General features: G+C 66.7%; 20 protein-coding genes. 17 read left to right on the top strand and 3 right to left on the bottom strand.

Features of this window, described 5'->3' with window-relative positions; translation table 11 throughout:
• Nucleotides 1-7 precede the first annotated feature (7 nt).
• From B3E94_RS22970 to B3E94_RS22950, 5 genes are all read left to right on the top strand, one after another.
• On the top strand, nucleotides 8-1,060 hold the full coding sequence (locus B3E94_RS22970) for a 3-keto-5-aminohexanoate cleavage protein (RefSeq protein WP_176516994.1): 1,053 nt from the start codon (nucleotides 8-10) through the stop codon (nucleotides 1,058-1,060).
• 214 nt (nucleotides 1,061-1,274) lie between these two features.
• Nucleotides 1,275-2,609, top strand: coding sequence for an MFS transporter (locus tag B3E94_RS22965; protein ID WP_176516996.1), 1,335 nt, complete (start codon nucleotides 1,275-1,277; stop codon nucleotides 2,607-2,609).
• Nucleotides 2,606-3,268, top strand: coding sequence for a DsbA family oxidoreductase (locus B3E94_RS22960; protein ID WP_236238224.1), 663 nt, complete (start codon nucleotides 2,606-2,608; stop codon nucleotides 3,266-3,268). Before B3E94_RS22965 ends, B3E94_RS22960 begins: the two co-directional genes overlap by 4 nt.
• Nucleotides 3,265-3,591, top strand: a complete 327-nt coding sequence (locus B3E94_RS22955) for a Rieske (2Fe-2S) protein (protein ID WP_176517000.1) — start codon at nucleotides 3,265-3,267, stop codon at nucleotides 3,589-3,591. The genes B3E94_RS22960 and B3E94_RS22955 overlap by 4 nt, the downstream gene beginning before the upstream one ends.
• Nucleotides 3,588-4,601 (top strand): YeiH family protein, encoded by a 1,014-nt coding sequence (locus B3E94_RS22950; protein ID WP_286915336.1) that lies wholly within the window; start codon nucleotides 3,588-3,590, stop codon nucleotides 4,599-4,601. The genes B3E94_RS22955 and B3E94_RS22950 overlap by 4 nt, the downstream gene beginning before the upstream one ends.
• A 30-nt stretch (nucleotides 4,602-4,631) precedes the next feature.
• Here B3E94_RS22950 and B3E94_RS22945 read toward each other — a convergent pair whose 3' ends face one another.
• Complete coding sequence (locus B3E94_RS22945; RefSeq protein WP_286915335.1) at nucleotides 4,632-5,687, bottom strand: AraC family transcriptional regulator; 1,056 nt, start codon at nucleotides 5,685-5,687, stop codon at nucleotides 4,632-4,634.
• A 244-nt stretch (nucleotides 5,688-5,931) separates the two neighbouring features.
• On the opposite strand from B3E94_RS22945, the gene B3E94_RS22940 reads away from it, so the two are divergent.
• The 6 genes from B3E94_RS22940 (at nucleotide 5,932) to B3E94_RS22915 (ending at nucleotide 15,225) form a co-directional block, all read left to right on the top strand.
• On the top strand, nucleotides 5,932-6,498 hold the full coding sequence (locus tag B3E94_RS22940) for an RBBP9/YdeN family alpha/beta hydrolase (RefSeq protein WP_176517003.1): 567 nt from the start codon (nucleotides 5,932-5,934) through the stop codon (nucleotides 6,496-6,498).
• A 76-nt stretch (nucleotides 6,499-6,574) separates the two neighbouring features.
• On the top strand, nucleotides 6,575-8,440 hold the full coding sequence (locus B3E94_RS22935; protein WP_286915334.1) for a DUF1302 domain-containing protein: 1,866 nt from the start codon (nucleotides 6,575-6,577) through the stop codon (nucleotides 8,438-8,440).
• Nucleotides 8,441-8,474: 34 nt separating this feature from the next.
• The gene (locus B3E94_RS22930) at nucleotides 8,475-9,833 is read left to right on the top strand and encodes a DUF1329 domain-containing protein (RefSeq protein WP_286915333.1); all 1,359 of its coding nucleotides are present in this window, start codon (nucleotides 8,475-8,477) and stop codon (nucleotides 9,831-9,833) included.
• Between the two features lie 64 nt (nucleotides 9,834-9,897).
• Nucleotides 9,898-10,974: a WD40/YVTN/BNR-like repeat-containing protein gene (locus tag B3E94_RS22925; protein WP_286915332.1), complete on the top strand. Its 1,077-nt coding sequence runs from the start codon at nucleotides 9,898-9,900 to the stop codon at nucleotides 10,972-10,974.
• 30 nt (nucleotides 10,975-11,004) lie between these two features.
• On the top strand, nucleotides 11,005-13,530 hold the full coding sequence (locus tag B3E94_RS22920) for an efflux RND transporter permease subunit (RefSeq protein ID WP_286915331.1): 2,526 nt from the start codon (nucleotides 11,005-11,007) through the stop codon (nucleotides 13,528-13,530).
• A 48-nt stretch (nucleotides 13,531-13,578) separates the two neighbouring features.
• Nucleotides 13,579-15,225 carry a fatty acid--CoA ligase gene (locus B3E94_RS22915; RefSeq protein ID WP_286915330.1) on the top strand — a complete coding sequence of 549 codons (1,647 nt, stop codon included), beginning with the start codon at nucleotides 13,579-13,581 and terminating at the stop codon, nucleotides 15,223-15,225.
• Between the two features lie 42 nt (nucleotides 15,226-15,267).
• On the opposite strand, the gene B3E94_RS22910 is transcribed toward B3E94_RS22915, so the two are convergent.
• On the bottom strand, nucleotides 15,268-16,275 hold the full coding sequence (locus B3E94_RS22910) for a zinc-dependent alcohol dehydrogenase family protein (protein WP_286915329.1): 1,008 nt from the start codon (nucleotides 16,273-16,275) through the stop codon (nucleotides 15,268-15,270).
• Between the two features lie 187 nt (nucleotides 16,276-16,462).
• Between B3E94_RS22910 and B3E94_RS22905 the strand changes: the two genes are divergently transcribed.
• On the top strand, nucleotides 16,463-17,221 hold the full coding sequence (locus B3E94_RS22905; RefSeq protein WP_286915328.1) for an SDR family NAD(P)-dependent oxidoreductase: 759 nt from the start codon (nucleotides 16,463-16,465) through the stop codon (nucleotides 17,219-17,221).
• Between the two features lie 164 nt (nucleotides 17,222-17,385).
• On the opposite strand, the gene B3E94_RS22900 is transcribed toward B3E94_RS22905, so the two are convergent.
• Entirely contained in the window at nucleotides 17,386-18,384 is a 999-nt protein-coding gene (locus tag B3E94_RS22900) for an AraC family transcriptional regulator (protein WP_286915327.1), read from the bottom strand.
• A gap of 110 nt (nucleotides 18,385-18,494) precedes the next feature.
• Between B3E94_RS22900 and B3E94_RS22895 the strand changes: the two genes are divergently transcribed.
• The 5 genes from B3E94_RS22895 (at nucleotide 18,495) to B3E94_RS22875 (ending at nucleotide 23,415) form a co-directional block, all read left to right on the top strand.
• Complete coding sequence (locus tag B3E94_RS22895; protein ID WP_176517017.1) at nucleotides 18,495-18,890, top strand: carboxymuconolactone decarboxylase family protein; 396 nt, start codon at nucleotides 18,495-18,497, stop codon at nucleotides 18,888-18,890.
• Nucleotides 18,891-18,940: 50 nt separating this feature from the next.
• Nucleotides 18,941-20,008: a 3-keto-5-aminohexanoate cleavage protein gene (locus B3E94_RS22890; protein WP_176517019.1), complete on the top strand. Its 1,068-nt coding sequence runs from the start codon at nucleotides 18,941-18,943 to the stop codon at nucleotides 20,006-20,008.
• A 105-nt stretch (nucleotides 20,009-20,113) separates the two neighbouring features.
• Complete coding sequence (locus B3E94_RS22885) at nucleotides 20,114-21,436, top strand: MFS transporter (protein ID WP_236238216.1); 1,323 nt, start codon at nucleotides 20,114-20,116, stop codon at nucleotides 21,434-21,436.
• 11 nt (nucleotides 21,437-21,447) lie between these two features.
• A complete protein-coding gene (locus B3E94_RS22880) occupies nucleotides 21,448-22,383 on the top strand; it encodes a 3-keto-5-aminohexanoate cleavage protein (protein ID WP_176517023.1) in 936 nt (311 codons plus the stop codon).
• Complete coding sequence (locus B3E94_RS22875) at nucleotides 22,384-23,415, top strand: AraC family transcriptional regulator (RefSeq protein WP_286915326.1); 1,032 nt, start codon at nucleotides 22,384-22,386, stop codon at nucleotides 23,413-23,415.
• Nucleotides 23,416-23,453 lie beyond the last annotated feature (38 nt).

Genomic DNA, 23,453 nt, shown 5'->3' with positions numbered 1-23,453 from the left:
CCCGCACATGCAATTCTTCGACGACTCGCTGCACCCGGAAAACATGGAAAAGGTGGTGATCACCGTGGCCCCCTACGGCCCCGAGTGGATGCCCGACGACTTCCCTGAAGACATCCCCGTGACCATGGACGAGCAGGTGCAGAAGGCCGTCGATTGCTACGAGGCTGGCGCCACCGTGCTTCACCTGCACGTGCGCGAGCTCGATGGCACCGGTTCCAAGCGCCTGTCCAAGTTCAACGAGCTGATCGCCGGTGTGCGTGAAGCGGTGCCGGACATGATCATCCAGGTCGGCGGCTCGATCTCCTTCGCCCCGGAAGGCGAGGGCGAGGCGGCCAAGTGGCTGAGCGACGACACCCGGCACATGCTGGCCGAGCTGACGCCTAAGCCCGACCAGGTGACGGTGGCGATCAACACCACCCAGATGAACATCATGGAGCTGTTGTACCCCGAGTACCTGGAAGGCACCTCGCTGGCCAACCCTGCGATCATCGCCGCCTACAGTGAAATGACCGTGCCCGCCGGCCCCGCCTGGGTCGAGGAGCACCTGCGCCGGCTGCAGGCCAGCGGTATCCAGCCGCACTTCCAGCTGACCGGCATGCACGCCCTGGAAACCCTCGAGCGCCTGGTGCGCAAGGGCGTCTACAAAGGCCCGCTGAACCTGACCTGGATCGGCATCGGTGGCGGCTTCGACGGCCCCAACCCGTTCAACTTCTTCAACTTCGTGCACCGTGCGCCGGATGGCTGCACGCTGACCGCCGAATCGCTGCTCAAGAACGTGCTGCCGTTCAACACCATGGCCCTGGCCATGGGCCTGCACCCACGCTGCGGCATCGAGGACACCATCATCGACCAGCATGGCAAGCGCTTCAGTTCCGTGCAGCAGATTCAGCAGACCGTGCGTGTGGCCCATGAGCTGGGCCGCGAAATCGCCAGCGGCAAGGAAGCCCGGGCGATCTACCGGATCGGCGAGCAGTACGCCAGCGTTGAGCAAACGCTGCTGGCCAACGGCATGGCGCCCAACCGCCGGTCGGGGCAAAAGGGCGTGCCGCAGCGCGGCTGATAGGCTCGCCGGCCCCATCGCCGGCAAGCCGGCCCCCACAGGTACGCCACCGTTCTCAGGAATGATGGTCATCCTGCAGGGGCTGGCTCCCACAGGAACACCACCGAACCTGTAGGAGCCGGCTTGCCGGCGATGAGGCCGGAACAAGCAGCACCGTTTTTGGCAAGTTCCCATAACAACAAAAGCAACTCAGCCAGATACCCGAGGAGGCAGCATGGCCACCTATCACGCCAGTGCGGCAGAACCAGGCACTGATACTTCGCTGGGCATCCCACGGCGCTACGCCTGGATCGTCTTCGCCCTGACCTTCGGCCTGTTGATTTCCGACTACATGTCGCGCCAGGTGCTCAACGCCGTGTTCCCGCTGCTGAAACAGGAATGGCAGCTCAGCGACAGCCAGCTCGGCCTGCTCAGCGGCATCGTCGCGCTGATGGTCGGCCTGCTGACCTTCCCCCTGTCGCTGCTCGCCGACCGCATCGGCCGGGTCAAGAGCCTGACCTTCATGGCCGTGATGTGGAGCCTGGCGACCCTGGGCTGCGCCCTGGCCGACAACTACCAGGAAATGTTCATCGCCCGCTTCATGGTCGGCGTTGGCGAGGCCGCCTACGGCAGCGTCGGCATCGCCGTGGTGGTGGCGGTGTTCCCGCGTGAGATGCGCGCCACCCTGGCCGGCTCGTTCATGGCCGGTGGCATGTTCGGCTCGGTACTGGGCATGGCCCTGGGCGGGGTGATGGCCCAGCACCTGGGCTGGCGCTGGGCATTCGCCGGCATGGCGGCGTTCGGCCTGGTGCTGGCGTTGCTGTACCCGCTGATCGTGCGCGAAGCGCGCATCGCCCCCAAAGGCCAGGCGGCCAAGCCCGACAAGGCGGCGCTGAAGGCACTGCGCCCGTTGCGGACCCTGTATTGCAGCCGCTCGGTCATCAGCGCCTACGTGGGCAGTGGCTTGCAGCTGTTCGTCGGCGGCACGGTGATCGTCTGGTTCCCCAGCTACCTGAACCGCTACTACGCCATGGGCACCGACAAGGCCGGCGCGGTGGCCGCGATCATCGTGCTGTGCAGCGGTGTCGGCATCATCCTGTGCGGCATGCTCTGCGACCGCCTGGGGCGCAATTGCCCGGACCGCAAGATCAGCCTGGCGATCGGCTATTGCCTGGGCAGCTGCCTGCTGCTGTCGGTGGCCTTTGCCTTGCCACCGGGGGTGGCGCAGCTGGTGCTCATCTGCCTGGGCATGATGATCGCCGCCGGTACCAATGGCCCGTCTAGCGCCATGGTCGCCAACCTGACCCACTACACCGTGCACGGCACCGCGTTCGCCACGCTGACCTTGAGCAACAACCTGCTGGGGCTGGCCACCGGCCCACTGATCACCGGCAAGGTGTCCGACCTGATCGGCCTGCAGTCGGCCTTCCAGCTGGTGCCGCTGATCAGCATCGGCGCCGCTGCAGTGTTCTTCTACGCCAAGCGTTACTACCACCTGGACATGGCGCGCCTGCAGCACGGCGAAGCCGCGCAAGCGCCCGTGCAGCCCGTACTGGAGGCCCGCTCGTGAAGCGTTCGTTGTCGATTGATGTGTACTTCGATTTCATCTGCCCGTGGTGCCTGATCGGCCGCCGCCAATTGCAAGCGGCGCTGGCGCAGTTCAAGGCGGCGCAGCCGCAGGTCGAGGTCAACCTGGCCTGGCAGGGCGTGCAACTGCTGCCAGAGCTGCCGTTCAACGGCCAGCCGTTCGCCGAGTTCTACCGCAGGCGCCTGGGCAGCGAGCAGGCCGTGCAGCAGCGCCAGGCCCAGGTGCGCCTGGCGGCAAGCGCGGTGGGCGAGCAGATCGACTTCAGCCGCATCCAGCGCATGCCCAACACCGCAGATGCCCATCGCCTGCTGCTGCACGCCAGCGAGCTGGGCAGCGAAACCCAGGTCGAGGCGCTGCTGGAGCGGTTGCTGGCTGCGTATTTCAAGCACGGCGAAGACCTGGGCGACCGCGCCACGTTGTTGCGCATCGCCGAGCAATGCGGCTTTGCCGCCGATACCCTGGCCGGCAGCTTGCGCGGCGATGGCCTGCCGTTCGTCAGTGCCAGCGCCGACATCGCCGGGCGCGGCGTGCCGTGCTTCGTCTTCGACGACCGCCTGCAGGTGGTCGGTGCCCAGCCGGCCGAGCAGTTGCTCGAAGCCATGCACATGGCCCTGTCGCGCCTGGCGCAGGTGCAGCCATGAGCCTGCGCATCGAAGTGCCGGCGCAGCGTGTGCCGGCTGTCGGCGAGCGCTGCCTGGTCGAAGGCGAGGGCAGGAGCGTGGCGCTGTTCAATGTCGGCGGGCGCTTGCTGGCCATCGACGACAGCTGCCCGCACCAGGGCTCGTCGTTGTGCGCCGGCAAGCTGGAAGGCGCGGTGATCCAGTGCCGTGCCCATGGCCTGCGCTTTGATCTTGCCAGCGGCTACCTGCTCAATTCCAAGGCACTGAAGGTGGCCAGCTACCCGGTGCAGGTCGAGGGTGAGCGGGTGTTCATCGTGCTGGCCGGCCAGGAGGTGCTGGCATGAGCACACTGGCACTGACCCAGGTCAACCACCGCGTGCGCGAACTGGCGCCCGGGCTGATCGTCAGCCTGATCGCCGCCGGCGCGGCCAGCTTTCTGGCCGAGCATTACGGCGCCCCGGTGATGCTGTTCGCGCTGTTGCTGGGCCTGGCGCTCAACTTCTTGAGCGCGGACGGCAAGTGCAAGGCCGGCATCGAGTTCACTGCGCGCACCGTGCTGCGCCTGGGCGTGGCCCTGTTGGGCATGCGCATCACCCTGGAGCAGATGGCCGGGCTTGGCTGGAAGGCGCTGGCGCTGGTGGTGATCCTGGTGGTGGTGACCATCAGCGTGTCGATGGTGGCGGCCAAGGCCATGGGGTTCCAGCGCCTGTTCGGCATGCTCACCGGCGGTGCCACGGCGATCTGCGGCGCTTCGGCGGCGCTGGCGCTGGCCGCGGCACTGCCCGGCCACCCGCAGAAGGAACGCGCCACGCTGTTCACCGTGATCGGGGTGTCGGCGCTGTCGACCCTGGCGATGATCCTCTACCCGATGATCGCCAACGCCCTGGGCCTGTCGCCGCAAACGGCCGGGGTGTTCCTCGGCGCCACCATCCATGACGTGGCGCAGGTGGTGGGGGCGGGCTACAGCATGTCCACCGACACCGGCGATACCGCCACGGTGGTCAAGCTCATGCGCGTGGCCATGCTGGTGCCGGTGATCGTCGTCGCCGCCATGATCGGCCGCAAGCAGGGCATCGACAGCAGCGGCAAGCGCCCGCCGTTGCTGCCGTGGTTCGCGGTCGGCTTCCTGATCCTGGCCTGCGTCAACAGCACCGGCTGGGTGCCGCTGCTGGTGCAGGGCAGCATCAACGAGCTGTCGCGCTGGTGCCTGGTGGTGTCGATCGCCGCCCTGGGCATGAAGACCCAGCTCAAGGAGCTGGCTGCGGTGGGCATCAAGCCGATCGTGCTGATGGTGGGCGAAACGGTGTTCCTGGTGCTGCTGGTGCTGGGGCTGATGCACCTGCTGGGCCTGTAGCCCGCAGCCCCGGCACCGGCAACCGCCCCGTCAGCGTGCGCTGACGGCGGCTTGGGCGGTGCTGCGGCTGCGCTTGGTTTGCGTGTGCGGCTCATGCTGTGCGCGCCAGCTGGCCGGCGGCTGGCCGAACTGGCTGATGAACCAGCGGGTGAACGAGCTGTGCATGGAATAGCCGAGCATGTCGGCGATGCGCCCCAGCGAATAGCCGGGGCTTTCCAGGTAGCGCAGCACCAGGTCGCGGCGCACGCCATTGACCAGCTCGCTGAAGGTCGCGCCTTCTTCTTCCAGCCGGCGCTGCAGGGTGCGCACGTTCATGCCCTGGGTCTGGGCGATGTGCTCGATGGTGGCGCGGCCCATGGGCATCAGCAGGAAGATCGCCTTGCGCACCTCCAGCGTCAGCGACGGCAGGTTCTCATCCTGCAGCAACCCCACGTAGCGCTGGGCCAGGCGCGCCATGCCGGCGTTGGCCTGGGGGTTGGTGGTGTCCAGGTCGGCCGCCGAGCAGACGATGCCGTTGAAGTCGCTGTTGAACTCCAGCTTGCAGCCGAAGATGCGCCGGTGGATGGCCAGGTCCGCAGGGGCGGCGTGGGTGAAGTTGGCGCTGATCGGGTGCCAGTGCGGCCCCAAAAGCGCCGAGCAGAAGCGGTGCATCACGCCGATGGCCATCTCGATCGCCTGGCGGCTGTGCATCGGCTGGTCGGTGATGACCTCCTCGCGGATGATCACGGTCTTGCCGATTTCCTCGATGTGGATGGCCAGTGCGTTGTTGAGCACATGGCGGTACTGCACGATCACCTGCAGCGCATCGCGCAGCGAGTGCTGGTGGCTGATCAGCAGGCTGACCTGGCCGAAATCCGACAACTGGCGCAGCTCGGCCATGCGCAGGCCGAAGGCTTCGCAGCCGCTCAGCCGCGCCGACTCCTCCAGTACGCTGATGGCAGCGGCCACGGGGATGCGTTGGTCGGGGGTTTCCAGGAGCGATGCACTGAGGCCGGCCTGGGCCAGCAAACCGTGGCCGTTGAGGCCCAGGTGGCGTGAAACTTCGAGGTAATTGGTCAGGGTTGCAGCACGGGCGAGCACGGTCATTTTATTGTTTTCCACGTGATCTTGATGAGCTCCCGCTGCGCTGGCGGGAAATCTCTTATAGCGGTTGTGTCGTCAGATGCAAAGCCATTTCCGAGCGGCGGGGCCCGGTGTGGCGCGCCATGGCGGCCGTGTCATCAACTGAAAAGTTCGTGACGCGCAATGTAAAGCGCCTGGCAGGGCGACTCATTACTCTGGCCCCAAGCAGTCGGCATTCGACCGAATTGACCAGAGCAAGGGCCCTGACGTGGAAAAACTGCAAACCGCCGCAACCGTGCTGATCGTGCCTGGCTTGCGCGACCATGTACCCGAACATTGGCAAACCCTGTTGCAAGCGCGCCTGGCCAAGGTGCGCTCGGTGCCGCCGCTGGAAACCGACAAGCTCAGCTGCAGCGCCCGGGTCGAGGCCATCGAACGCGAACTGGCCAGCATCGACGGCCCGGTGATCCTGGTGGCGCACAGCGCCGGCGTGCTGATGGTGGCGCACTGGGCCGCCCGCTACCAACGCCCGATCAAGGGCGCCTTGCTGGCCGCGCCGCCCGACCTTGAGATCGACTGGCCGGCCAACTACCCCACCCCCGACACCCTGCGCGCCAATGGCTGGGCACCGCTGCCAAGCGGCCGCCTGCCGTTCCCAAGCGTGGTGGCCGCCAGCAGCAACGACCACCTGGCCAGCTTCGAAGCGGTCGCCCGCATGGCCGACGAGTGGGGCAGCGAGCTGCTCGAACTCGGCGCGGTCGGCCACCTCAATCCTGCCTCGGGCTTTGGCCCATGGCCGCACGCCGAGGCGTTGATCCAGCAACTCGATCGCTGACCCGCGCGAGGTACGCGTAGGCAGGCCGGCGCCCGATCGTCGCTGGCACCTTGCACATCCCAAGCAGAGATATCGCATGAACAACAATAAGAACGTTCTCTTCTGCCTTCACCGCCGCAAACTCATGGCCACCCTGTTGCTGGTGGCCGGCGCGCCGGCTGCCCAGGCCTTCCAGCTGGACCTTGCCGACCCCGACTGGAGCGTGCGCTTCGACAACACCGCCAAGCTCAGCTACGGCCAGCGGGTCGAAGGGCAGAACGCCAAGGTCGCGCGCACCGCCAACCTCAACGACGGCGACAACAACTTCAGCGTCGGCAGCGCGGTGACCCAGCGGGTCGACCTGCTGACCGAACTGGACGTGGTGTACCAGGGCAACATGGGCATGCGCGTGAGTGCCGCCAGCTGGTACGACCACGCCTATGACGACGTCGGCTCCAATTCCAACCCGTTCCCGGGCCAGGCCGGCAACGCCGGCAACCTGGTGCTGGCACGCCCGGCCGGCGGCATGCCGGCCGGTACCGTGCTGCAGGGCGGCCCGTCCAGGCGCCATGGCCTGAGCAACTACACCGACCGCTACTACAACGGCCCGTCCGGCGAGTTTCTCGATGCCTTCGTGTTCTACAACACCGAAATCGGCGACGAATCGATGCTCAGCGGCAAGCTGGGCTGGCACTCGGTGTACTGGGGCGAGACGCTGTTCAACGCCGCCAACGGCATCAACTACGGCCAGTCGGCGCTGGACCTGGCCAAGCTGTACAACGTGCCGGGCACTGAAACCAAAGAGCTGTTCCTGCCGCGCAAGCAGCTGTCGCTGAGCTACACGGTCAACCCCGAGCTGACCCTGGCGGCCCAGTATTTCCTCGAGTTCGAAAACTCGCGCCTGCCCGAAGGCGGTACCTACATGGGCGCCTACGACATGCTCGGCGAAGGCGCCGACATCTTCTGGCTGCCGGTACCCACCGCCGTGGGCGGTGCCGGCGCCTTCTATGGCGCGCCCCGCGGGCATGACATCCGCCCGCACAACTCCGGCGACTTCGGCGTGATGGCCAAGTGGAGCCCGGAATGGCTCGACGGCACCCTGGGCTTCTACTACCGCAACACCTCCGACCCGACCCCGGCAGTGCTGATCAACGCCCCCAACTTGCACAAGGGCAGCCTGGAAGGCACCAGCTACATGACCGCCTACGCCGACGACATCGACATCTACGGCATCAGCCTGGCCAAGAACATCGGCCCGGTCAGCGTCGGGCTGGACGTCAACTACCGCGAGAACATGCCGCTGATCAGCAACTTCACCACCATCAACGGGCCGCTGTACGACGCCCTGGCCGGCACTGCCGGCGGCACCAACCTGATCGGTGAAGTGCCAGGCCACGGGGAAACCGGGCTGGCCCGCGGCAAGACCTTCCACGTGGTGCTCAACGGCCTGGTGTCGTTCGGCGCAACGCCGCTGTGGAACGCCTCGTCGCTGGCGGTGGAAGGCGCCATGACCCACCTGGTCAGCGTCGACAAGGGCGAGCAGACCTTCAAGGGCGACTCCAGCTACGAAGGCGTCGACAAGGTCACCACCAACGCCTACACCCTGGCGGTCAACTTCACCCCGACCTGGTTCCAGGCGCTGCCGGGGGTCGTTATCACCCTGCCGCTGTCCTACAACGTTGGCCTGAAGGGCAACTCGGCGGTGCAGCTGGGGGGTAACGAAGACTCCGGCAGCTACTCGGTCGGCATCGCCGCCGACGTCTACCAGAAGTACAAGTTCGACCTCAAGTACGTCGACTCCTTCGGCAAGTTCGATACCTGCGAAACCGGTACCGACAACAACACCCCGGGCACCAACGGGCGCTACCAGTGCATCCCCGGGCAGATCACTTCGCAGGCGGGCCTGGCGCCGCTGCTCAAGGATCGCGGCATGGTCACTGCCTCGTTCAAGACCACCTTCTGAAAGCTCCTAGTACAACAACAAGCGGAGAAACGCGATGAAGTATCTCAATAGCCTGCTGTCGGCCTCGCTTGCGGTCGTGATTGCCGGTAATGCCCATGCGGCCGCCCCGGCCCAGGATCTCGCCCGGCTGGGCAAGGACCTGACCCTGGTCGGGGCCGACAAGGCGGCCAGCGCCGACGGCGCGATCCCGGCCTACCAGGGTGGCCTGAACACCGCGCCAGCCGGGTTCAAGCAGGGTGATACCCTGCGCCCGGACCCTTACGCTTCGGAAAAACCCGTGCTGGTGATCGACGCCAAGAACGTCGACCAGTACAAGGATTCGCTGACCGCCACCACCGTGGAGCTGGCCAAGCGCTTCCCGACCTTCCGCATCGACGTGTACCCCAGCCACCGCACCGCGGCATTGCCCCAGGCGCTGCTCGACAACAGCCTGAAGAACGCGGCCAATGCCAAGTCGCTGCAGGACGGCATGGCCATCGAGAATGTGTTGCCGGGCGTGCCGTTCCCGATCCCGCAGTCCGGTGCCGAGGCCATGTGGAACCACCTGCTGCGCTACCAGGGCGTGGCGCAGAAGGCCAAGTACGACTCCTGGAACGTCGACTCCGCCGGCGTCGCGGCGCTGGCCACCACCGGCCTTGCCTACAACGCCTACCCGATCTACGAAGACCTGAACAAGGTCATCGAGCCCAAGGACATCTACTTCCAGACCAAGCTCTACTTCGAAGGCCCGGCGCGCCGTGCCGGCGAGTCGATGATGCTCAAGGACGCCGCCAACCCGCTGGTGCAGGAGCGCCGCGCCTGGCAGTACCTGCCGGGCCAGCGCCGGGTGAAGCTGGCGCCGAACCTGGCCTACGACACGCCAAACCCGGGCACCGCAGGCTCGGGCACCTTCGATGACGTGTACGTGTTCAACGGCGCGCTGGACCGCTACGACTGGCACCTGGTGGGCAAGAAGGAAATGTACGTGCCGTACAACACCTACAAGCTGACCTACATCCACGACCCGAAAACCCTAACCACCCCCAACCACCTGTCGCCCGACCAGGTGCGCTGGGAGAAGCACCGCGTGTGGGTAGTGGAGGGCACCCTCAAGGGCAACGCCCGGCACATCTATGCCAAGCGCCGCTTCTACCTCGACGAGGACAGCTGGTTCGCCCTGGCCTCCGACCAGTACGACGCCCGTGGCCAGCTGTACCGCGGCTCGTTCGCCTTCTTCACCCAGAGCTACGACGTGCAGATCCCCAACAGCAACCCGCACGTGGTCTACGACCTGGTCGGTGGCACCTACAACGTCAACGGCCTGATCGGCCCACACGGCGGTATCGAGTACATCGCCCCTCTGTCCAAGGCGCAGTGGTCGCCGGAAGCCCTGGCCGGCGCCGGTATTCGCTGACCCCGACGGTACGCCTGACGGCGGCCCTTGCGTGGCCGCCGTCAGGTTTTGCAGAGGATGTGGCATGGCTTCTTTGAACAAGTATGCGCCGTGGGCGCTGGCAATCACGCTGGCGCTGGCCGGCACCTGCGGTGTGGCCCAGGCGGCCTATGTCGATGTGCTCGACTTGCCGGCCAGGCCCAGCGCACTGGCCGTGCACAGCGCCCTGCGCGATGTGGCGCGGGCCGGTGAGCGGCTGGTGGCGGTGGGGCCGCGCGGGCACATCGTGTATTCCGACAACCAGGGGCAGGACTGGCACCAGGCCAATGTGCCGGTGAGTGCCGACCTCAATGCCCTGGCGTTCCCCACCGCCGAGGATGGCTGGGCGGTGGGCAACGATGGGGTGATCCTGCACAGCGCCGACGGCGGTGTGAACTGGGCCGTGCAGCTCGATGGGCGAGCCATCGGCGCGTTGGTTGCGGCCCATTACCAGGCCCTGGCCAAGGCCCACCCGGACCAGGCGCAATGGGCGCAGTTCGCCGCCGAAGGCCAGCGCCTGGAACAGGAGGGCGCCGACAAGCCGTTTCTCGGGGTGTGGTTCGCCGATGCAAGGCACGGCTACGCGGTGGGCGTGTTCAACCTGATCCTGCGCACCGACGACGGCGGCGCCAGCTGGGTGCCGATGCAGGACCGCACCGACAACCCGCAAGGCCTGCACCTGAACGCCATCCGCGCAGTCGGCGACGACCTGTTCGTGGCCGGCGAACAGGGCCTGCTGCTCAAGTGGAACGCCGAGCAGCAACGCTTCGTTGCCTTGCCCAGCCCTTACCAGGGCACCTGGTTCGGCATCCTCGGCAAGCCTGACGAAGTGCTCGTCTATGGCCTGCGCGGCCACCTGGCGCGCAGCCTCGACGGCGGCCAGAGCTGGGCCAAGGTCGACACCGGGCTGGGCCAGAGCATCACCGCCGCCACCCTCGACAGCAGCGGCGACTTCTGGCTGTTCAGCCAGGCCGGGCACGTGCTGCGCAGCCGCGACGGCGGGCTGAGCTTCGCCCTGCAGCCGCAGGTGCCGCTGGCACCGGTGGCCGGCGCCCTGCAGACCCGCGGCAACGGCACCGTGCTGGTCGGCGAGCGCGGCGTGCGCGTGCTGCCGGCACGCTAAGACCCACAAGCATTCTAAGAGAGCCTCGTGATGGCCAACATCAAGCAAGACACCATGCCGGTGATCCGCGACCTGCGGGACTTCGACCGCCGCTCGGGCAACCTGCTGGAGCGCATGGTCTTCAACTATCGCCCGCTGTTCATGCTGTTCATGCTGCTGGCCACGCTGGTGCTCGGGTATGTGGCGGCCACCCGCCTGGAGCTGCGCCCAAGCTTCGAGAAGATGATTCCGCAGAGCCAGCCCTACATCCAGAACTACCTGGACAACCGCAAGTCGCTGCGCGGCCTGGGCAACTCGGTGCGGGTGGTGGTGGAGAACACCCAGGGCGACATCTTCGACCCCCAGTACCTGGACGTGCTGAAGAAGATCAACGACGAGCTGTTCCTGGCCCAGGGCGTGGACCGTGCCTGGATGAAGTCGTTGTGGAGCCCGGGCGTGCGCTGGACCGAGGTCACCGAGGAAGGCTTCCAGGGTGGCGCGGTGATGCCCGACGACTACCAGGGCCGGCCGGCCGACATCGAGCAGCTGCGCCAGAACATCAACCGCGCCGGCATCGTCGGCAGCCTGGTGGCGACCGACTTCAAGTCGAGCATGCTGGTGGTACCGCTGCTCGACCACGACCTGGCCACCGGGCGCGGCATCGACTACCGGCAGTTCTCGCAGATGCTCGAGCAGCAGCTGCGCGACAAGTACGAATACGCCGGTGACAGCAAGGCGCGGGCCTCGGGCAAGGAGGGCGAGGGCAAGTACAAGGTGCGGGTCATCGGCTTTGCCAAGCTGATGGGCGACCTGATCGACGGCCTGATCCAGGTGATGATGTTCTTCGCCCTGGCCGTGGTCACCTCGCTGGTGATCATCTTCCTCTACACCCGCTGCGTGCGCAGCACCTTGCTGGTGGTGTTCTGCTCGCTGACGGCGGTGGTGTGGCAGCTGGGCATCGTCGGCTGGCTGGGCTATGCCATCGACCCGTACTCGATCCTGGTGCCGTTCCTGATCTTCGCCATCGGCGTGTCGCACGCGGCGCAGAAGATGAACGGCATCATGCAGGACATCGGCCGCGGCACCCACAAGCTGGTGGCGGCGCGCTACACCTTCCGCCGCCTGTTCGTGGCCGGGGTCACGGCGCTGTTGGCCGACGCTGTGGGCTTTGCCGTGCTGATGCTGATCGACATCCCGGTGATCAAGGACCTGGCGATCACCGCGAGCATCGGCGTGGCGGTGCTGATCTTCACCTCGTTGCTGCTGATTCCGGTGGCGCTGTCCTATGTGGGTGTCGGCCGCAAGGCGGCGGAACGCGCCTTGCGCATCGACCGCCGCGCCGCCGAGCACCGCGGCTTCGGCAAGCTGTGGGACGCGCTCGACCGCTTCACCACGCGCAAGTGGGCCACCGGCGCCGTGCTGGTGGCCACGCTGATGGGCCTGGGCGGCTTCTGGGTCAGCCTGCAGCTGAAGATCGGCGACCTCGACAGCGGCGCGCCGGAGCTGCGCGCCGACTCGCGCTACAACCGTGACAACGCCTACATCACCAGCCACTACGCGCTGTCCAGCGACCTGTTCGCGGTGATGATCAAGACCCCGCCCGAAGGCTGCCTGAGCTACAAGACGCTGATTCTCGCCGACCGCCTGGCCTGGGAGCTGCAGCAGTACCCGGGGGTGCAGACCACGGTGTCGCTGGTCAATGCCGTGCGCCAGATCACCGCCGGTTCCTTCGAAGGCAACCCGAAGATGAGCAGCCTGCAGCGCAACCAGGACATGCTCAACTACGCCGCCCAGCAGGCCTCGGTGAACGCCCCGGAGCTGTTCAACACCGATTGCTCGATGATGCCGGTGATCGCCTACCTCAAGGACCACAAGGCGCAGACCCTGGACGACGTGGTGGCCATCGCCGAGCGCTTCGCCCGCGCCAACAGCAGCCCCGACCGCCAGTTCCTGCTGGCCGCCGGCAGTGCCGGGATCGAGGCCGCCACCAATATCGTGGTGCGCGACGCCAACCGCACCATGCTGCTGTTCGTCTACCTGGCGGTCACGCTGTTCTGCCTGGTGACCTTCCGCAGCTGGCGCGCCACCCTGGTGGCACTGCTGCCGCTGGTGCTGACCTCGGTGCTGTGCGAGGCGCTGATGGTGATGATGGGCATTGGCGTGAAAGTGGCAACCTTGCCGGTGATCGCCCTGGGCGTGGGCATCGGCGTGGACTACGCGCTGTACCTGCTCAGCGTGCAGCTGCACTACCAGCGCCAGGGCCGCAGCTTGGGCGAGGCCTACCAGAACGCCGTGGCCTTCACCGGCCGGGTGGTCGGGCTGGTGGGCATCACCCTGGCCGCTGGGGTGGTCGGCTGGGCCTGGTCGCCGATCAAGTTCCAGGCCGACATGGGCATCCTGCTGACCTTCATGTTCCTCTGGAACATGCTCGGCGCGCTGCTGCTGATCCCGGCGCTGTCGCATTTCCTGCTGCCCGACAAACGCTTTGTCGCCGTCGCCCCCATCGCCTGCGAGGCCCAACCCCAACCCTGTGACAACGCCCAGGTGCCGCGTGCGCAAGCGCAGGTGCAGGCGTAGCCAGCAGGCCTACTCGTCGAATCGAACACAAAAATCGGAAACAACGTCATGGCCAAGACAAAAATAATGCCGCCGGCACCCGGTGCCTACGCCTACCCCTTGCTGATCAAGCGCCTGCTGATGTCGGGCGTGCGTCACCAGCCGGACCAGCAGATCGTCTACGCCGACAAGCTGCGCTACAGCTACCGCGAGCTCGACCGGCGCGTGCAGCGCCTGGCCAACGTGCTGCGCGCGGCCGGTGTGAAGGCTGGCGACACCGTGGCCCTGCTGGACTGGGACAGCCACCGCTCGCTGGAATGCTTCTTCGCCGTGCCGATGCTCGGCGCGGTGCTGCACACGGTGAACATTCGCCTGTCGCCGGAGCAGGTGGCCTACACCATGAACCACGCCGAGGACGACCTGGTGCTGGTGCACGATGACTTCGTGCCGCTGCTGGAGCAGATCCACGGCCAGCTGGGCACGGTCAAAGGCTACCTGCAACTGACTGACGGCGAGGCGGCGGCCACGTCGCTGCCGGTGCTCGGCGAATACGAGGCGCTGCTGGCGGGGGCCAGCCCTGAGGCGGTGTTCGAGGATTTCGACGAGCAGTCGGTGGCCACGCTGTTCTACACCACCGGCACCACCGGCAACCCCAAGGGCGTGTACTTCTCGCACCGCCAGCTGGTGCTGCACACCCTGAACCAGCTGGGCACCTTCGCCGCCTACGACGCCCAGCCGCTGCTGCGCTCCAGCGACGTGTACATGCCGATCACGCCGATGTTCCACGTGCATGCCTGGGGCGTGCCGTACACGGCCACGGTGCTGGGCATCAAGCAGGTGTACCCGGGCCGCTACGAGCCGGACAAGCTGGTGCGCCTGTACCGCGACGAAGGGGTGACGTTCTCGCACTGCGTGCCGACCTTGCTGCAGATGATGCTCGACAGCGAGCAAAGCCGGCACACCGACTTCAGCCGCTGGAAGGTGCTGCTCGGCGGCAGCGCGCTGACCCATGGCCTGGCGCGCCAGGCCAGCGAGCGCGGCATGCTGATCTTCAGCGGCTACGGCATGTCGGAAACCTGCCCGCTGCTGACCCTGACCCACCTGCGCGACGAAGACCTGGCCCTGCCCATGGGCGAGCAGGTGGCGCAGCGGATCAAGACCGGCGCCCCGGTGGCCATGGTCGACCTGCGCATCGTCGATGCCGGCGGCAACGAGGTGGCCCACGACGGCGAGTCGCTGGGCGAGATCGTGGTGCGTTCGCCATGGCTGACCCAGGGTTACCTGCACGAGCCGGAAAAGGGCGCCGAACTGTGGCAGGACGGCTGGATGCACACCGGCGACATGGGCTCGATCGACCGCCACGGGGTGCTGGAGATCAAGGACCGGATCAAGGACGTGATCAAGACCGGCGGCGAATGGATCAGCTCTTTGGCGCTGGAGAACCTGATCAGCCAGCATGCGGCGGTCAATGCCGTGGCGGTGGTGGGGATCCCCGACGAGCATTGGGGCGAGCGGCCGATTGCGCTGGTGGTCTGCATGCCGGGCGACAGCCTCGATCAGCCGGGGCTCGAAGCGCACCTCAAGCAGTTCGTCGAGAGTGGCCAGATCAACAAGTGGGCGATCCCGCGGCAGGTGCATTTTGTCGCCGACATTCCCAAGACCAGCGTCGGCAAGATCAACAAGAAGCTGATCCGCGAGATGCACCTGGGCGCTTGAGCCCAAGCGGCGCCAGCTCTGCGCTGGCGCCGCCCAGGGTACTCAGTAGTGCAGGCAGATCTTGCCGAAATGCCGGGCCGACTGCTGGTGGGCGAAGGCGTCGGCGATCTGCTCCAGCGGGTAGCGGCTGTCGATCACCGGGCGCCAGCTGAAGTTTTCCAAAGCGCGCACCATGTCCTGCTGCTGTTCACGGCTGCCGACGATCAGCCCGCGCAGGGTCTGCTGCTTGCGCATCATCTCGACGGTCGGCACGCTGCCGCTGACGCCGGTGAGCACGCCGATCAGGGCAATGTGCCCACCCGGCGCACAGGCCCGAATGGAGTTGGGCAGGGTGCCCGGGCCACCCACTTCCACCACGATATCGGCGCCACGCCCGTCGGTGGCGGCCAGCACCGCATCGCCCCAATCCGGCTGCTCGCGGTAGTTGATCACCTGGTCGGCGCCCAGTGCCAGCAAGCGCGCTTGCTTGGCCGCTGACGAGGTGGTGGCGATCACCCGCGCGCCCATGGCCTTGGCCATCTGCAGGGCAAACACCGACACCCCGCCGGTGCCCAGTACCAGCACCGTGTCGCCGGCCTGCAGGCGCCCATCGACCACCAATGCGCGCCAGGCGGTGAGGCCGGCGGTGGTCAGGGTGGCGGCCTCTTCGTGGGAATAGCCTTTGGGGGCATGGGTGAAGGCCTGGGCGGGCAGGTTGACGTATTCGCGGGCAAAGCCGTCGACGCCGTCACCGGGCACGGTCTTGAAGGTGCTGGGCACCTTGCGCCCGGCTTGCCAGTGGGGGAAGAAGCACGACACCACGGCATCGCCCACGGCAAATTCGGCGACGCCGGCGCCCACGGCGGTGACCACCCCGGCGCCATCGGCCATGGGGATGCGCTTGTCGTCCACCTTGAGCTGGCCGATGACCACGCCCAGGTCGTGGTAGTTGAGCGAGCTGGCATGGATGCGCACCTGGATTTCACCGGGTTGCGGGGAGGCGGGTTGCGGCAGCTCGACCAGGCGCAGCTGGTCCAGGCCGCCTGGCTTTTGCAGTTGGATGGCTTTCATGTTGGAGGTCCTTGCGACGGTTCATCAAGAGTCTGCAGGGATGATAGACAGGCAAGGCGCCGCCTCGGATGACAATCGGTTTGCCTTTGGTGACACGCCGCCTGGTGGTGTCCCAATACGTCAACTTTCGCCATGGCGCACTCCCTATAACTGCAGGCCCATTCACTTTAGTTTTCGGACATCCGCCATGAGCAAGCAGTTTGAACATCAAGTGGTTCTGATCACCGGCGCCACCGCAGGCATTGGCTACGCCACGGCCATCGCCTTTGCCCGCGAAGGCGCACGCCTGGTCGTCTCCGGGCGCAATACCCGCGCCGGGCAACAGCTGTTGGCCGAGTTGCAGTCGATGGGTGCGCAGGCCGAGTTCGTGCAGGCCGATGTCAGCGACGAAGCGCAGGTGGCCAGTTTGCTGGCGCGTTGCGTGGAGCGTTTCGGCCGCCTGGACGTGGCGGTGAACAGTGCCGGCTACGAAGGCGCGCGCGGGCCGATCCGCGAGCAGACGGTGGAGGCCTACACGGCGGCGTTCAATGCCAATGCGTTGGGGACGTTCCTGTGCCTGAAGCATCAGCTGCGGGTGATGGCCGAGCAGGGGGCGGGGGCCATCGTCAACCTGTCGTCGACCATGGGCAGCCGGGGTAATGCACTGACGCCGATGTATGTGGCCAGCAAGCATGCGATCGAAGGGTTCACCAAGTCGGCGGCGCTGGAGGCGTGCCAGTTCAATGTGCGGGTGAACGCGGTGGCGCCGGGGCCGATTGCGACCGAGATGCTGGAGCGCATTGCCGACGGGGCGGACAAGTTGCCGATGGTGGCCGCGACCATTCCGGCGGGGCGGATTGGCAGGCCTGAGGAGGTGGCGGATGCGATCTTGTTCGTGGCGTCGGGCCAGGCGAGCTTCATAACCGGGCAGGTGCTGCATGTGAATGGGGGGAAGACGGCGCTGTAGTTCGGCAGGCTTGTTTGAGGTGCCTGTACCGGCCTCATCGCCGGCAAGCCGGCTCCCACAAGTAGACCTTCGCCAATCTCAGGTCAAGCGCAGTACCTGTCAATCTCAGTGAAGCGCAGTACATGTGGGAGCCGGCTTGCCGGCGATAGGGCCCGCGCAGGCGCTCAAGCTACATGCGCCTTGCGCCAAGCCCGCGGGCTGCACCCGAACCGCTGGCTGAACCACCGCGAAAACGCACTCAGGCACGAAAACCCGAGCAACTCGGCAATCTCGCTGTGGCTATGCCGCGAATCGCGCAGATGCCTGACCACCTGCTCCTGGCGCACCTGGTCCAATATCGAGCTGAAACTCTCCCCATGGCGCAACAGCCGCCGGTGCACGGTACGCCGGTCGACGCCCAGCTGCTGCGCCACCTGTTCCACCGACAAGCGCCCAGTCAGCAACAGCTGCCACACCAGGCGCCGCACGGTATCCACCACCGTTTCACGCACCGCCCCTCGCGCCTCCAGCTCCCGGCGCACCGAGCGCGCTGCCGCCGGGTCGCTGCCGGGCAGCGGCGCGTCCAGCTCGGCAGTTCGGCAGACGATGCCATCCACCACGCTGTTGAACTGCACCCGGGTGCCGAACAGCCGCAGGTGCGTCGAGCGGTCCTGCGGGGCGCTGTGGCGCAAGCACACCGAACGCGGCTGCCACTGCTCGCCGAGCAAGGTCTTCAGGGTGCGGTGGGTGACGCCGATCATCAGGTCGACCGACTGGCGGGACGGCAGCTGCTGGTGGGTGATCTGCTCGCCGCGGATCACCGCGATGCCGTCGCGCTCCTCGATCAGGATCAGGAAACCTTCATTGTGCAGGTGCAGGTAGCGCTGCAGGGTCTCCAGGGCCATGCGCAGGGTGCTTTCCTGGCGCATCAGCTGGGCCAGCGGGCCAAGGTTGGAGAGCTGGCGTTTCTCGGCCATGCGCAGGCCGAAGTCTTCCACGCCGGCCTGGCTGGCGGAGTTTTCCAGCAGGTGCCAGACGCTGTCGACGCTGATCTTGAAATCGCTGCGCTCAAGGCACGCAGGGTCGAGCTGCACGGCCTGGAGCTGGGCGATCGGCTCCAGCCCATGGGCGCGGGCGACATCGGCGTAGTGGGTCAAGCAAGCGCTGACGACCATGTTGGCCATGGGGGTTTCACGTCCTTGAAAGGGGCAGTGTGGATGTCCCGAAAGGTTAAATATCGCCTGGCCTGTTTTAGCAGACTCAAGGGGTGTCGACAAACGCCAAGGAGATGCAGATGAACGCCACGCTCACCGATGACTCGATGTCCGCCACACCGACCCTCGACCACCTGCGTGCCAGCGGCGGGATGAACCCGGCCTGGGACAGCTTCGTCAACCTCGACCCGCAATGGGCCGAGCAGTTTCTGCACACCGCCGCGCTGCCGGTAAAACGCGGCCTGATCGACCCCAAGACCTACGAATTTCTCGCCATTGCGGTGAACGCCTCGTGCACCCACATGTACAGCCCCGGCGTGCGCCGGCACACCCGCAATGCCCTGAAGCTTGGCGCCAGCCCCGAGGAAATCCTCGCGGTGCTGCAGTCGGTGGCCATGCTCGGGATCCACACCTGCAGCCTCGGCGCGCCGATCCTGCTGGAAGAAATGGCCAAGCTTGCCGCTGAAGCCCCATAGCCGTCGGTGTGCACCGACACCCCTCCAACAATCACAATAAGGAACACCCCATGAACTTCCTCGATGGCCACCTGTTCACCGAGAACCAGCAGCCGCTGATCATCACCGCGGCCCCTTATGCACCGTCCTGGGTGCCGTCGGACTTCCCCGAGGACATCCCGGTGACCATGGCCGAGCAGGTGCAGAAGGCCGTGGACTGCTACAACGCCGGTGCCACCGTGCTCCACCTGCATGTGCGCGAACTCGATGGCAAGGGCTCCAAGCGCCTGTCCAAGTTCAACGAACTGATCGCCGGCGTGCGTGAAGCGGTACCGGAAATGATCATCCAGGTGGGCGGCTCGATCAGCTTCGCCCCGGAAACCGAAGGCGCTGCGGCCAAGTGGCTGAGCGACGACACCCGGCACATGCTCGCCGAGCTCGACCCCAAGCCCGACCAGGTCACGGTGACGGTCAACACCTCGCAGATGAACGTGGTCGAGCACTGGGGCTACCAGGACGTGCGCGGCACCTCGATGGAAGACCCGGCGGTCTATGAAGCCTACAAGGAGATGACCGTGCCGGCGCAGCCGGGCTGGGTCGAGGAACACGTGCGCCGCCTGAGCGCCGCCGGCATCCAGAGCGCCTTCCAGTGCTACAACCTGAACAGCTTCGAGTCGGTCGAGCGCCTGATGCGCCGGGGCATCTACAAAGGCCCGCTGGTGATGAACTGGGTGGCCATCGGCGGCGGCATGGACGTGCCGAACATCTACAGCCTGGCCAACATCGTGCGGGCCGTGCCGGACGGTGCGGTGCTCACCGTGGAAAGCTCGATGCGCAACGTGCTGCCGGTGAACATGATGGGCATCGCCATGGGCCTGCACGTGCGCTGCGGCATCGAGGACAACCTGTGGAACCAGGCGCAGACCGAGAAGATGTCCACGGTGCAGCAGATCGAGCAGCTGGTGCGCATCTCGCGCGAGTTCGGCCGGCCGATCGCCACCGCCAAACAGGCCCGTGAAATCAGCAAGATCGGCGTGTTCTACGACACCGTCGAAGAAAGCCTTGCGGCCAACGGCTTTGCGCCGAACCGCAACGGCGGCCATCAGGGCTTCCTGCGCAAGACCGCTGAAACCGCGTAACCCCCGCCACGTTCGACGTGCACCCCCGCAGGGCGCAGTTGCCGCACCGGCAGCCCTGCGGGCATCAGGCTCGATCCACAACAAGAATAATGATGAGGATGCAGCATGGCCGTCTATCACCCGTGCCCCGACGAGGGCATCGAAACTTGCGTGGGTATTCCCCGGCGCTATGCCTGGGTGGTCTTTGCCCTGACCTTTGGCCTGTTGATTTCCGACTACATGTCGCGGCAAGTGCTCAATGCCGTGTTCCCGCTGCTCAAGGGCGACTGGGCGCTGAGCGATGGCCAGCTGGGCCTGCTCAGCGGCATCGTGGCGCTGATGGTCGGCCTGCTGACCTTTCCGCTGTCGCTGTTGGCCGACCGTTTCGGCCGGGTGCGCAGCCTGGTGCTGATGGCCATGCTGTGGAGCCTGGCGACTTTGGGCTGCGCCCTGGCCGAGAACTACCAGCAGATGCTGGTGGCGCGCTTTCTGGTGGGCGTGGGCGAGGCTGCCTACGGCAGCGTCGGCGGCGCCGTGGTGATGTCGGTGTTCCCGCGGCACATGCGCGCCACCTTGCAGGGCTCGTTCATGGCCGGTGGCATGTTCGGCTCGGTGCTCGGCATCGCCCTGGGCGGCGCCATTGCCCAGCAGCTCGGCTGGCGCTGGGCATTTGCCGTGATCGCCTTGCTCGGGCTGATGCTGGCGGTGGTGTACCCGGCCATCGTCAAGGAGGCGCGCGTCTCGCCCAGGCGCCTGGCGGCGCTGGCCGATCAGGCCTGTGCTGCGCAGCGCCCGCTGCGCACGCTGTACGCCACCCGCTCGGTGCTGTGCGCCTATGTCGGCAGCGGCCTGCAGCTGTTCGTCGGCGGCACGGTGATCGTCTGGATGCCCAGCTACCTCAACCGCTACTACGCCATGGGCACCGACCAGGCCGGCAGCGTGTCGGCGGTGATCCTGCTGTGCGGGGCGGTGGGGATCATCCTCTGCGGCATGCTCTGCGATCGCGTGGCGCGCCGGCGTGCCGACCGCAAGGTCAGCCTCGCCGCCGGCTATTGCCTGGCCAGTTGCGTGCTGCTGTCGCTGGCCTTCGCCTTGCCCCACGGCCTGGCGCAGCTGGTGCTGATCTGCCTGGGCATGATGGTTGCGGCCGGCACCAACGGCCCGACCAGTGCCATGGTCGGCAACCTCACCCACGCCGCGGTGCATGGCACTGCCCTGGCCACCCTGACCCTGGCCAACAACCTGCTGGGCCTGGCCAGTGGGCCGCTGATCACCGGCAAGGTGTCCGACCACATCGGGCTGGCCGCCGCGATGCAGCTGGTGCCGCTGATCAGCCTGGTGTCGGCGGCGGTGCTGCTCTATGCCAGGCGCCACTACCACAACGACATGGTGCGCGCGCGCGCCGTGGCCGCGGGGTTGCCCCGCCCATCCACCCAACCTACCTGCTGACTGGAGACCCCATGGCTGCCAAGCAGAACAAAGTCATCGTCACCTGTGCCGTCACCGGCTCCATCCATACCCCGTCGATGTCGCCGTACCTGCCGGTGACCGCCGCGCAGATCGAAGAGGCTGCGGTGGGCGCGGCCGAGGCGGGGGCGGCCATCGTCCACCTGCACGCCCGCGACCCCAACACCGGCCAGCCGTCCCAGGACCCGCGCCTGTTCATGGAGTTTCTGCCCAACATCAAGGCGCGCTCGGACGTGGTGGTCAACCTCACCACCGGCGGGGCGCCGAACATGCTGGTGGAGGAACGCCTGCAGCCGGCGCTGCGCCTCAAACCCGAGGTGGCGTCGCTGAACATGGGTTCGATCAACTTCGGCCTGTACCCCATGCTCGAACGCTTCCAGAACTTCCAGCACGCCTGGGAGCGGCCATACCTGGAAGGCTCGCGGGACCGGGTGTTCAGAAACACCTTCAGCGAGATCCAGTACATCCTCGAATCCTGCGCCGACCACGGCACGCGCTTTGAGATCGAATGCTATGACATCGGCCACCTGTACACCGCCGCGCATTTTCTCGAGCGTGGCATCGTCAAGGGGCCGCTGTTCATCCAGTCGGTGTTCGGCCTGCTCGGCGGCATCGGTGCGCACCCTGAGGATGTGCTGCACATGAAGCGCACCGCCGACCGCCTGTTCGGCGACGACTACTACTGGTCGGTGCTGGGCGCGGGCCGCCACCAGATGCCGCTGGCGACCCAGGCGGCGACCCTGGGCGGCAACGTGCGCGTGGGCCTGGAGGACTCGCTGTGGGAGGGGCCGGGGGTGCTGTCGCGCAGCAACGCCGACCAGGTCAGGCGCGTGGTGTCGATCCTCAAGGCATTGAACCTGGAGGTGGCCAGCCCCGCCGAGGCGCGGCAGATGCTCAAGCTCAAGGGCGCCGACCAGGTCGGTTTCTGAATGAGCCTGCTGATCCGCGCTGGCGCCCTGACGCATTACTTGCCGGTGTGCCAGCAGCTCGGGGTCGACCCTTCGCCGCTGCTGGCCGAGGTGGGCCTGAGCAAGGCCCAGCTGCAGCACGCCGAGCACCGCCTGTGCAGCGAGGCGGCGGTGCGCCTGCTGGAAAACACTGCGGCCGCCAGCGGTTGCCAGACCTTGGGCCTGAGCATGGCGGCGGCGCGCCAGCTCTCGGACCTGGGCGCGGTCAGCCTGCTGCTGTGCCACCAGCGCTCGCTGCGCGATGCCTTGCAGGTGATGCTGCATTACCGGCACCTGATGAACGAGTCGGTGGCCATTCACCTGATGGAAGAAGGCGGCCGGGCGATCATCCGCCAGGACGTGCTGACCCGCACCGCCATGCCCAGCCGCCAGGCCACCGAGCTGGCCATGGGCGTGCTGTTTCGCCTGTGCGCCACCTTGCTCGGCAGGCACTGGCGGCCCTACAGCGTGCACTTCACCCATTCGGCGCCGGCCAACCTGCAGTTGCATCGGCGCTTGTTCACCTGCGAGCTGGTGTTTGCCAGCCACTTCAACGGCATCGTCTGCCCCGACGCCAACCTGGAGCTGGGGGCTGGCCAGGCGGACCCGGCGATGGCGCGCAATGCCCAGCGTTACCTGGCGCCGCTGCAGCAGGGCGGCGGGCCGTCGCTGGTCGAGGCGGTGCGCAAGGCGATCCGCCAGTGGCTGCCGGCGGGCAGGGCTACCCTGGAGCACATTGCCCAGTTGCAGGGCATGAACGTGCGCACCCTGCAGCGCCGGCTCGATGAGCAGGGGCTGGTGTTCAGTGGGTTGGTGGGTGAAGCGCGTTGCGAGCTGGCCCTGCGTTACCTGGGCAATTCGAACTACCCGCTGCAGCGCATCGCTGAACTGCTGGGGTTTGCCGTGCCCACGTCGTTTACCCGCTGGTTCATTGGCCAGTTCGGGATGCCGCCGGTGGTTTGGCGCAAGGAGAGGGGGTTGGGGGGGAGTGGTGTGGCGGTGGGCTTGTCTTGAGATTTGCGGGGCGGCATAGATCGAGCGCCGCCCGCGCG

The organism is Pseudomonas sp. UBA6315 (genome assembly GCF_002438125.1).
Classification (GTDB): domain Bacteria; phylum Pseudomonadota; class Gammaproteobacteria; order Pseudomonadales; family Pseudomonadaceae; genus Aquipseudomonas; species Aquipseudomonas faucium.
This window is presented reverse-complemented; position numbering and strand designations above follow the sequence as displayed.

What these genes read in the sequence shown, in the direction of transcription:
- B3E94_RS22970 (WP_176516994.1), top strand. Translation starts at nt 8, where the DNA reads ATGCAATTCTTCGACGACTCGCTGCACCCGGAAAACATGGAAAAGGTG.
- B3E94_RS22965 (WP_176516996.1), top strand. Translation starts at nt 1,275, where the DNA reads ATGGCCACCTATCACGCCAGTGCGGCAGAACCAGGCACTGATACTTCG.
- B3E94_RS22955 (WP_176517000.1), top strand. Translation starts at nt 3,265, where the DNA reads ATGAGCCTGCGCATCGAAGTGCCGGCGCAGCGTGTGCCGGCTGTCGGC.
- B3E94_RS22950 (WP_286915336.1), top strand. Translation starts at nt 3,588, where the DNA reads ATGAGCACACTGGCACTGACCCAGGTCAACCACCGCGTGCGCGAACTG.
- B3E94_RS22945 (WP_286915335.1), bottom strand. Translation starts at nt 5,687, where the DNA reads ATGACCGTGCTCGCCCGTGCTGCAACCCTGACCAATTACCTCGAAGTT.
- B3E94_RS22935 (WP_286915334.1), top strand. Translation starts at nt 6,575, where the DNA reads ATGAACAACAATAAGAACGTTCTCTTCTGCCTTCACCGCCGCAAACTC.
- B3E94_RS22930 (WP_286915333.1), top strand. Translation starts at nt 8,475, where the DNA reads ATGAAGTATCTCAATAGCCTGCTGTCGGCCTCGCTTGCGGTCGTGATT.
- B3E94_RS22925 (WP_286915332.1), top strand. Translation starts at nt 9,898, where the DNA reads ATGGCTTCTTTGAACAAGTATGCGCCGTGGGCGCTGGCAATCACGCTG.
- B3E94_RS22920 (WP_286915331.1), top strand. Translation starts at nt 11,005, where the DNA reads ATGGCCAACATCAAGCAAGACACCATGCCGGTGATCCGCGACCTGCGG.
- B3E94_RS22915 (WP_286915330.1), top strand. Translation starts at nt 13,579, where the DNA reads ATGGCCAAGACAAAAATAATGCCGCCGGCACCCGGTGCCTACGCCTAC.
- B3E94_RS22910 (WP_286915329.1), bottom strand. Translation starts at nt 16,275, where the DNA reads ATGAAAGCCATCCAACTGCAAAAGCCAGGCGGCCTGGACCAGCTGCGC.
- B3E94_RS22905 (WP_286915328.1), top strand. Translation starts at nt 16,463, where the DNA reads ATGAGCAAGCAGTTTGAACATCAAGTGGTTCTGATCACCGGCGCCACC.
- B3E94_RS22900 (WP_286915327.1), bottom strand. Translation starts at nt 18,384, where the DNA reads ATGGCCAACATGGTCGTCAGCGCTTGCTTGACCCACTACGCCGATGTC.
- B3E94_RS22895 (WP_176517017.1), top strand. Translation starts at nt 18,495, where the DNA reads ATGAACGCCACGCTCACCGATGACTCGATGTCCGCCACACCGACCCTC.
- B3E94_RS22890 (WP_176517019.1), top strand. Translation starts at nt 18,941, where the DNA reads ATGAACTTCCTCGATGGCCACCTGTTCACCGAGAACCAGCAGCCGCTG.
- B3E94_RS22885 (WP_236238216.1), top strand. Translation starts at nt 20,114, where the DNA reads ATGGCCGTCTATCACCCGTGCCCCGACGAGGGCATCGAAACTTGCGTG.
- B3E94_RS22880 (WP_176517023.1), top strand. Translation starts at nt 21,448, where the DNA reads ATGGCTGCCAAGCAGAACAAAGTCATCGTCACCTGTGCCGTCACCGGC.
- B3E94_RS22875 (WP_286915326.1), top strand. Translation starts at nt 22,384, where the DNA reads ATGAGCCTGCTGATCCGCGCTGGCGCCCTGACGCATTACTTGCCGGTG.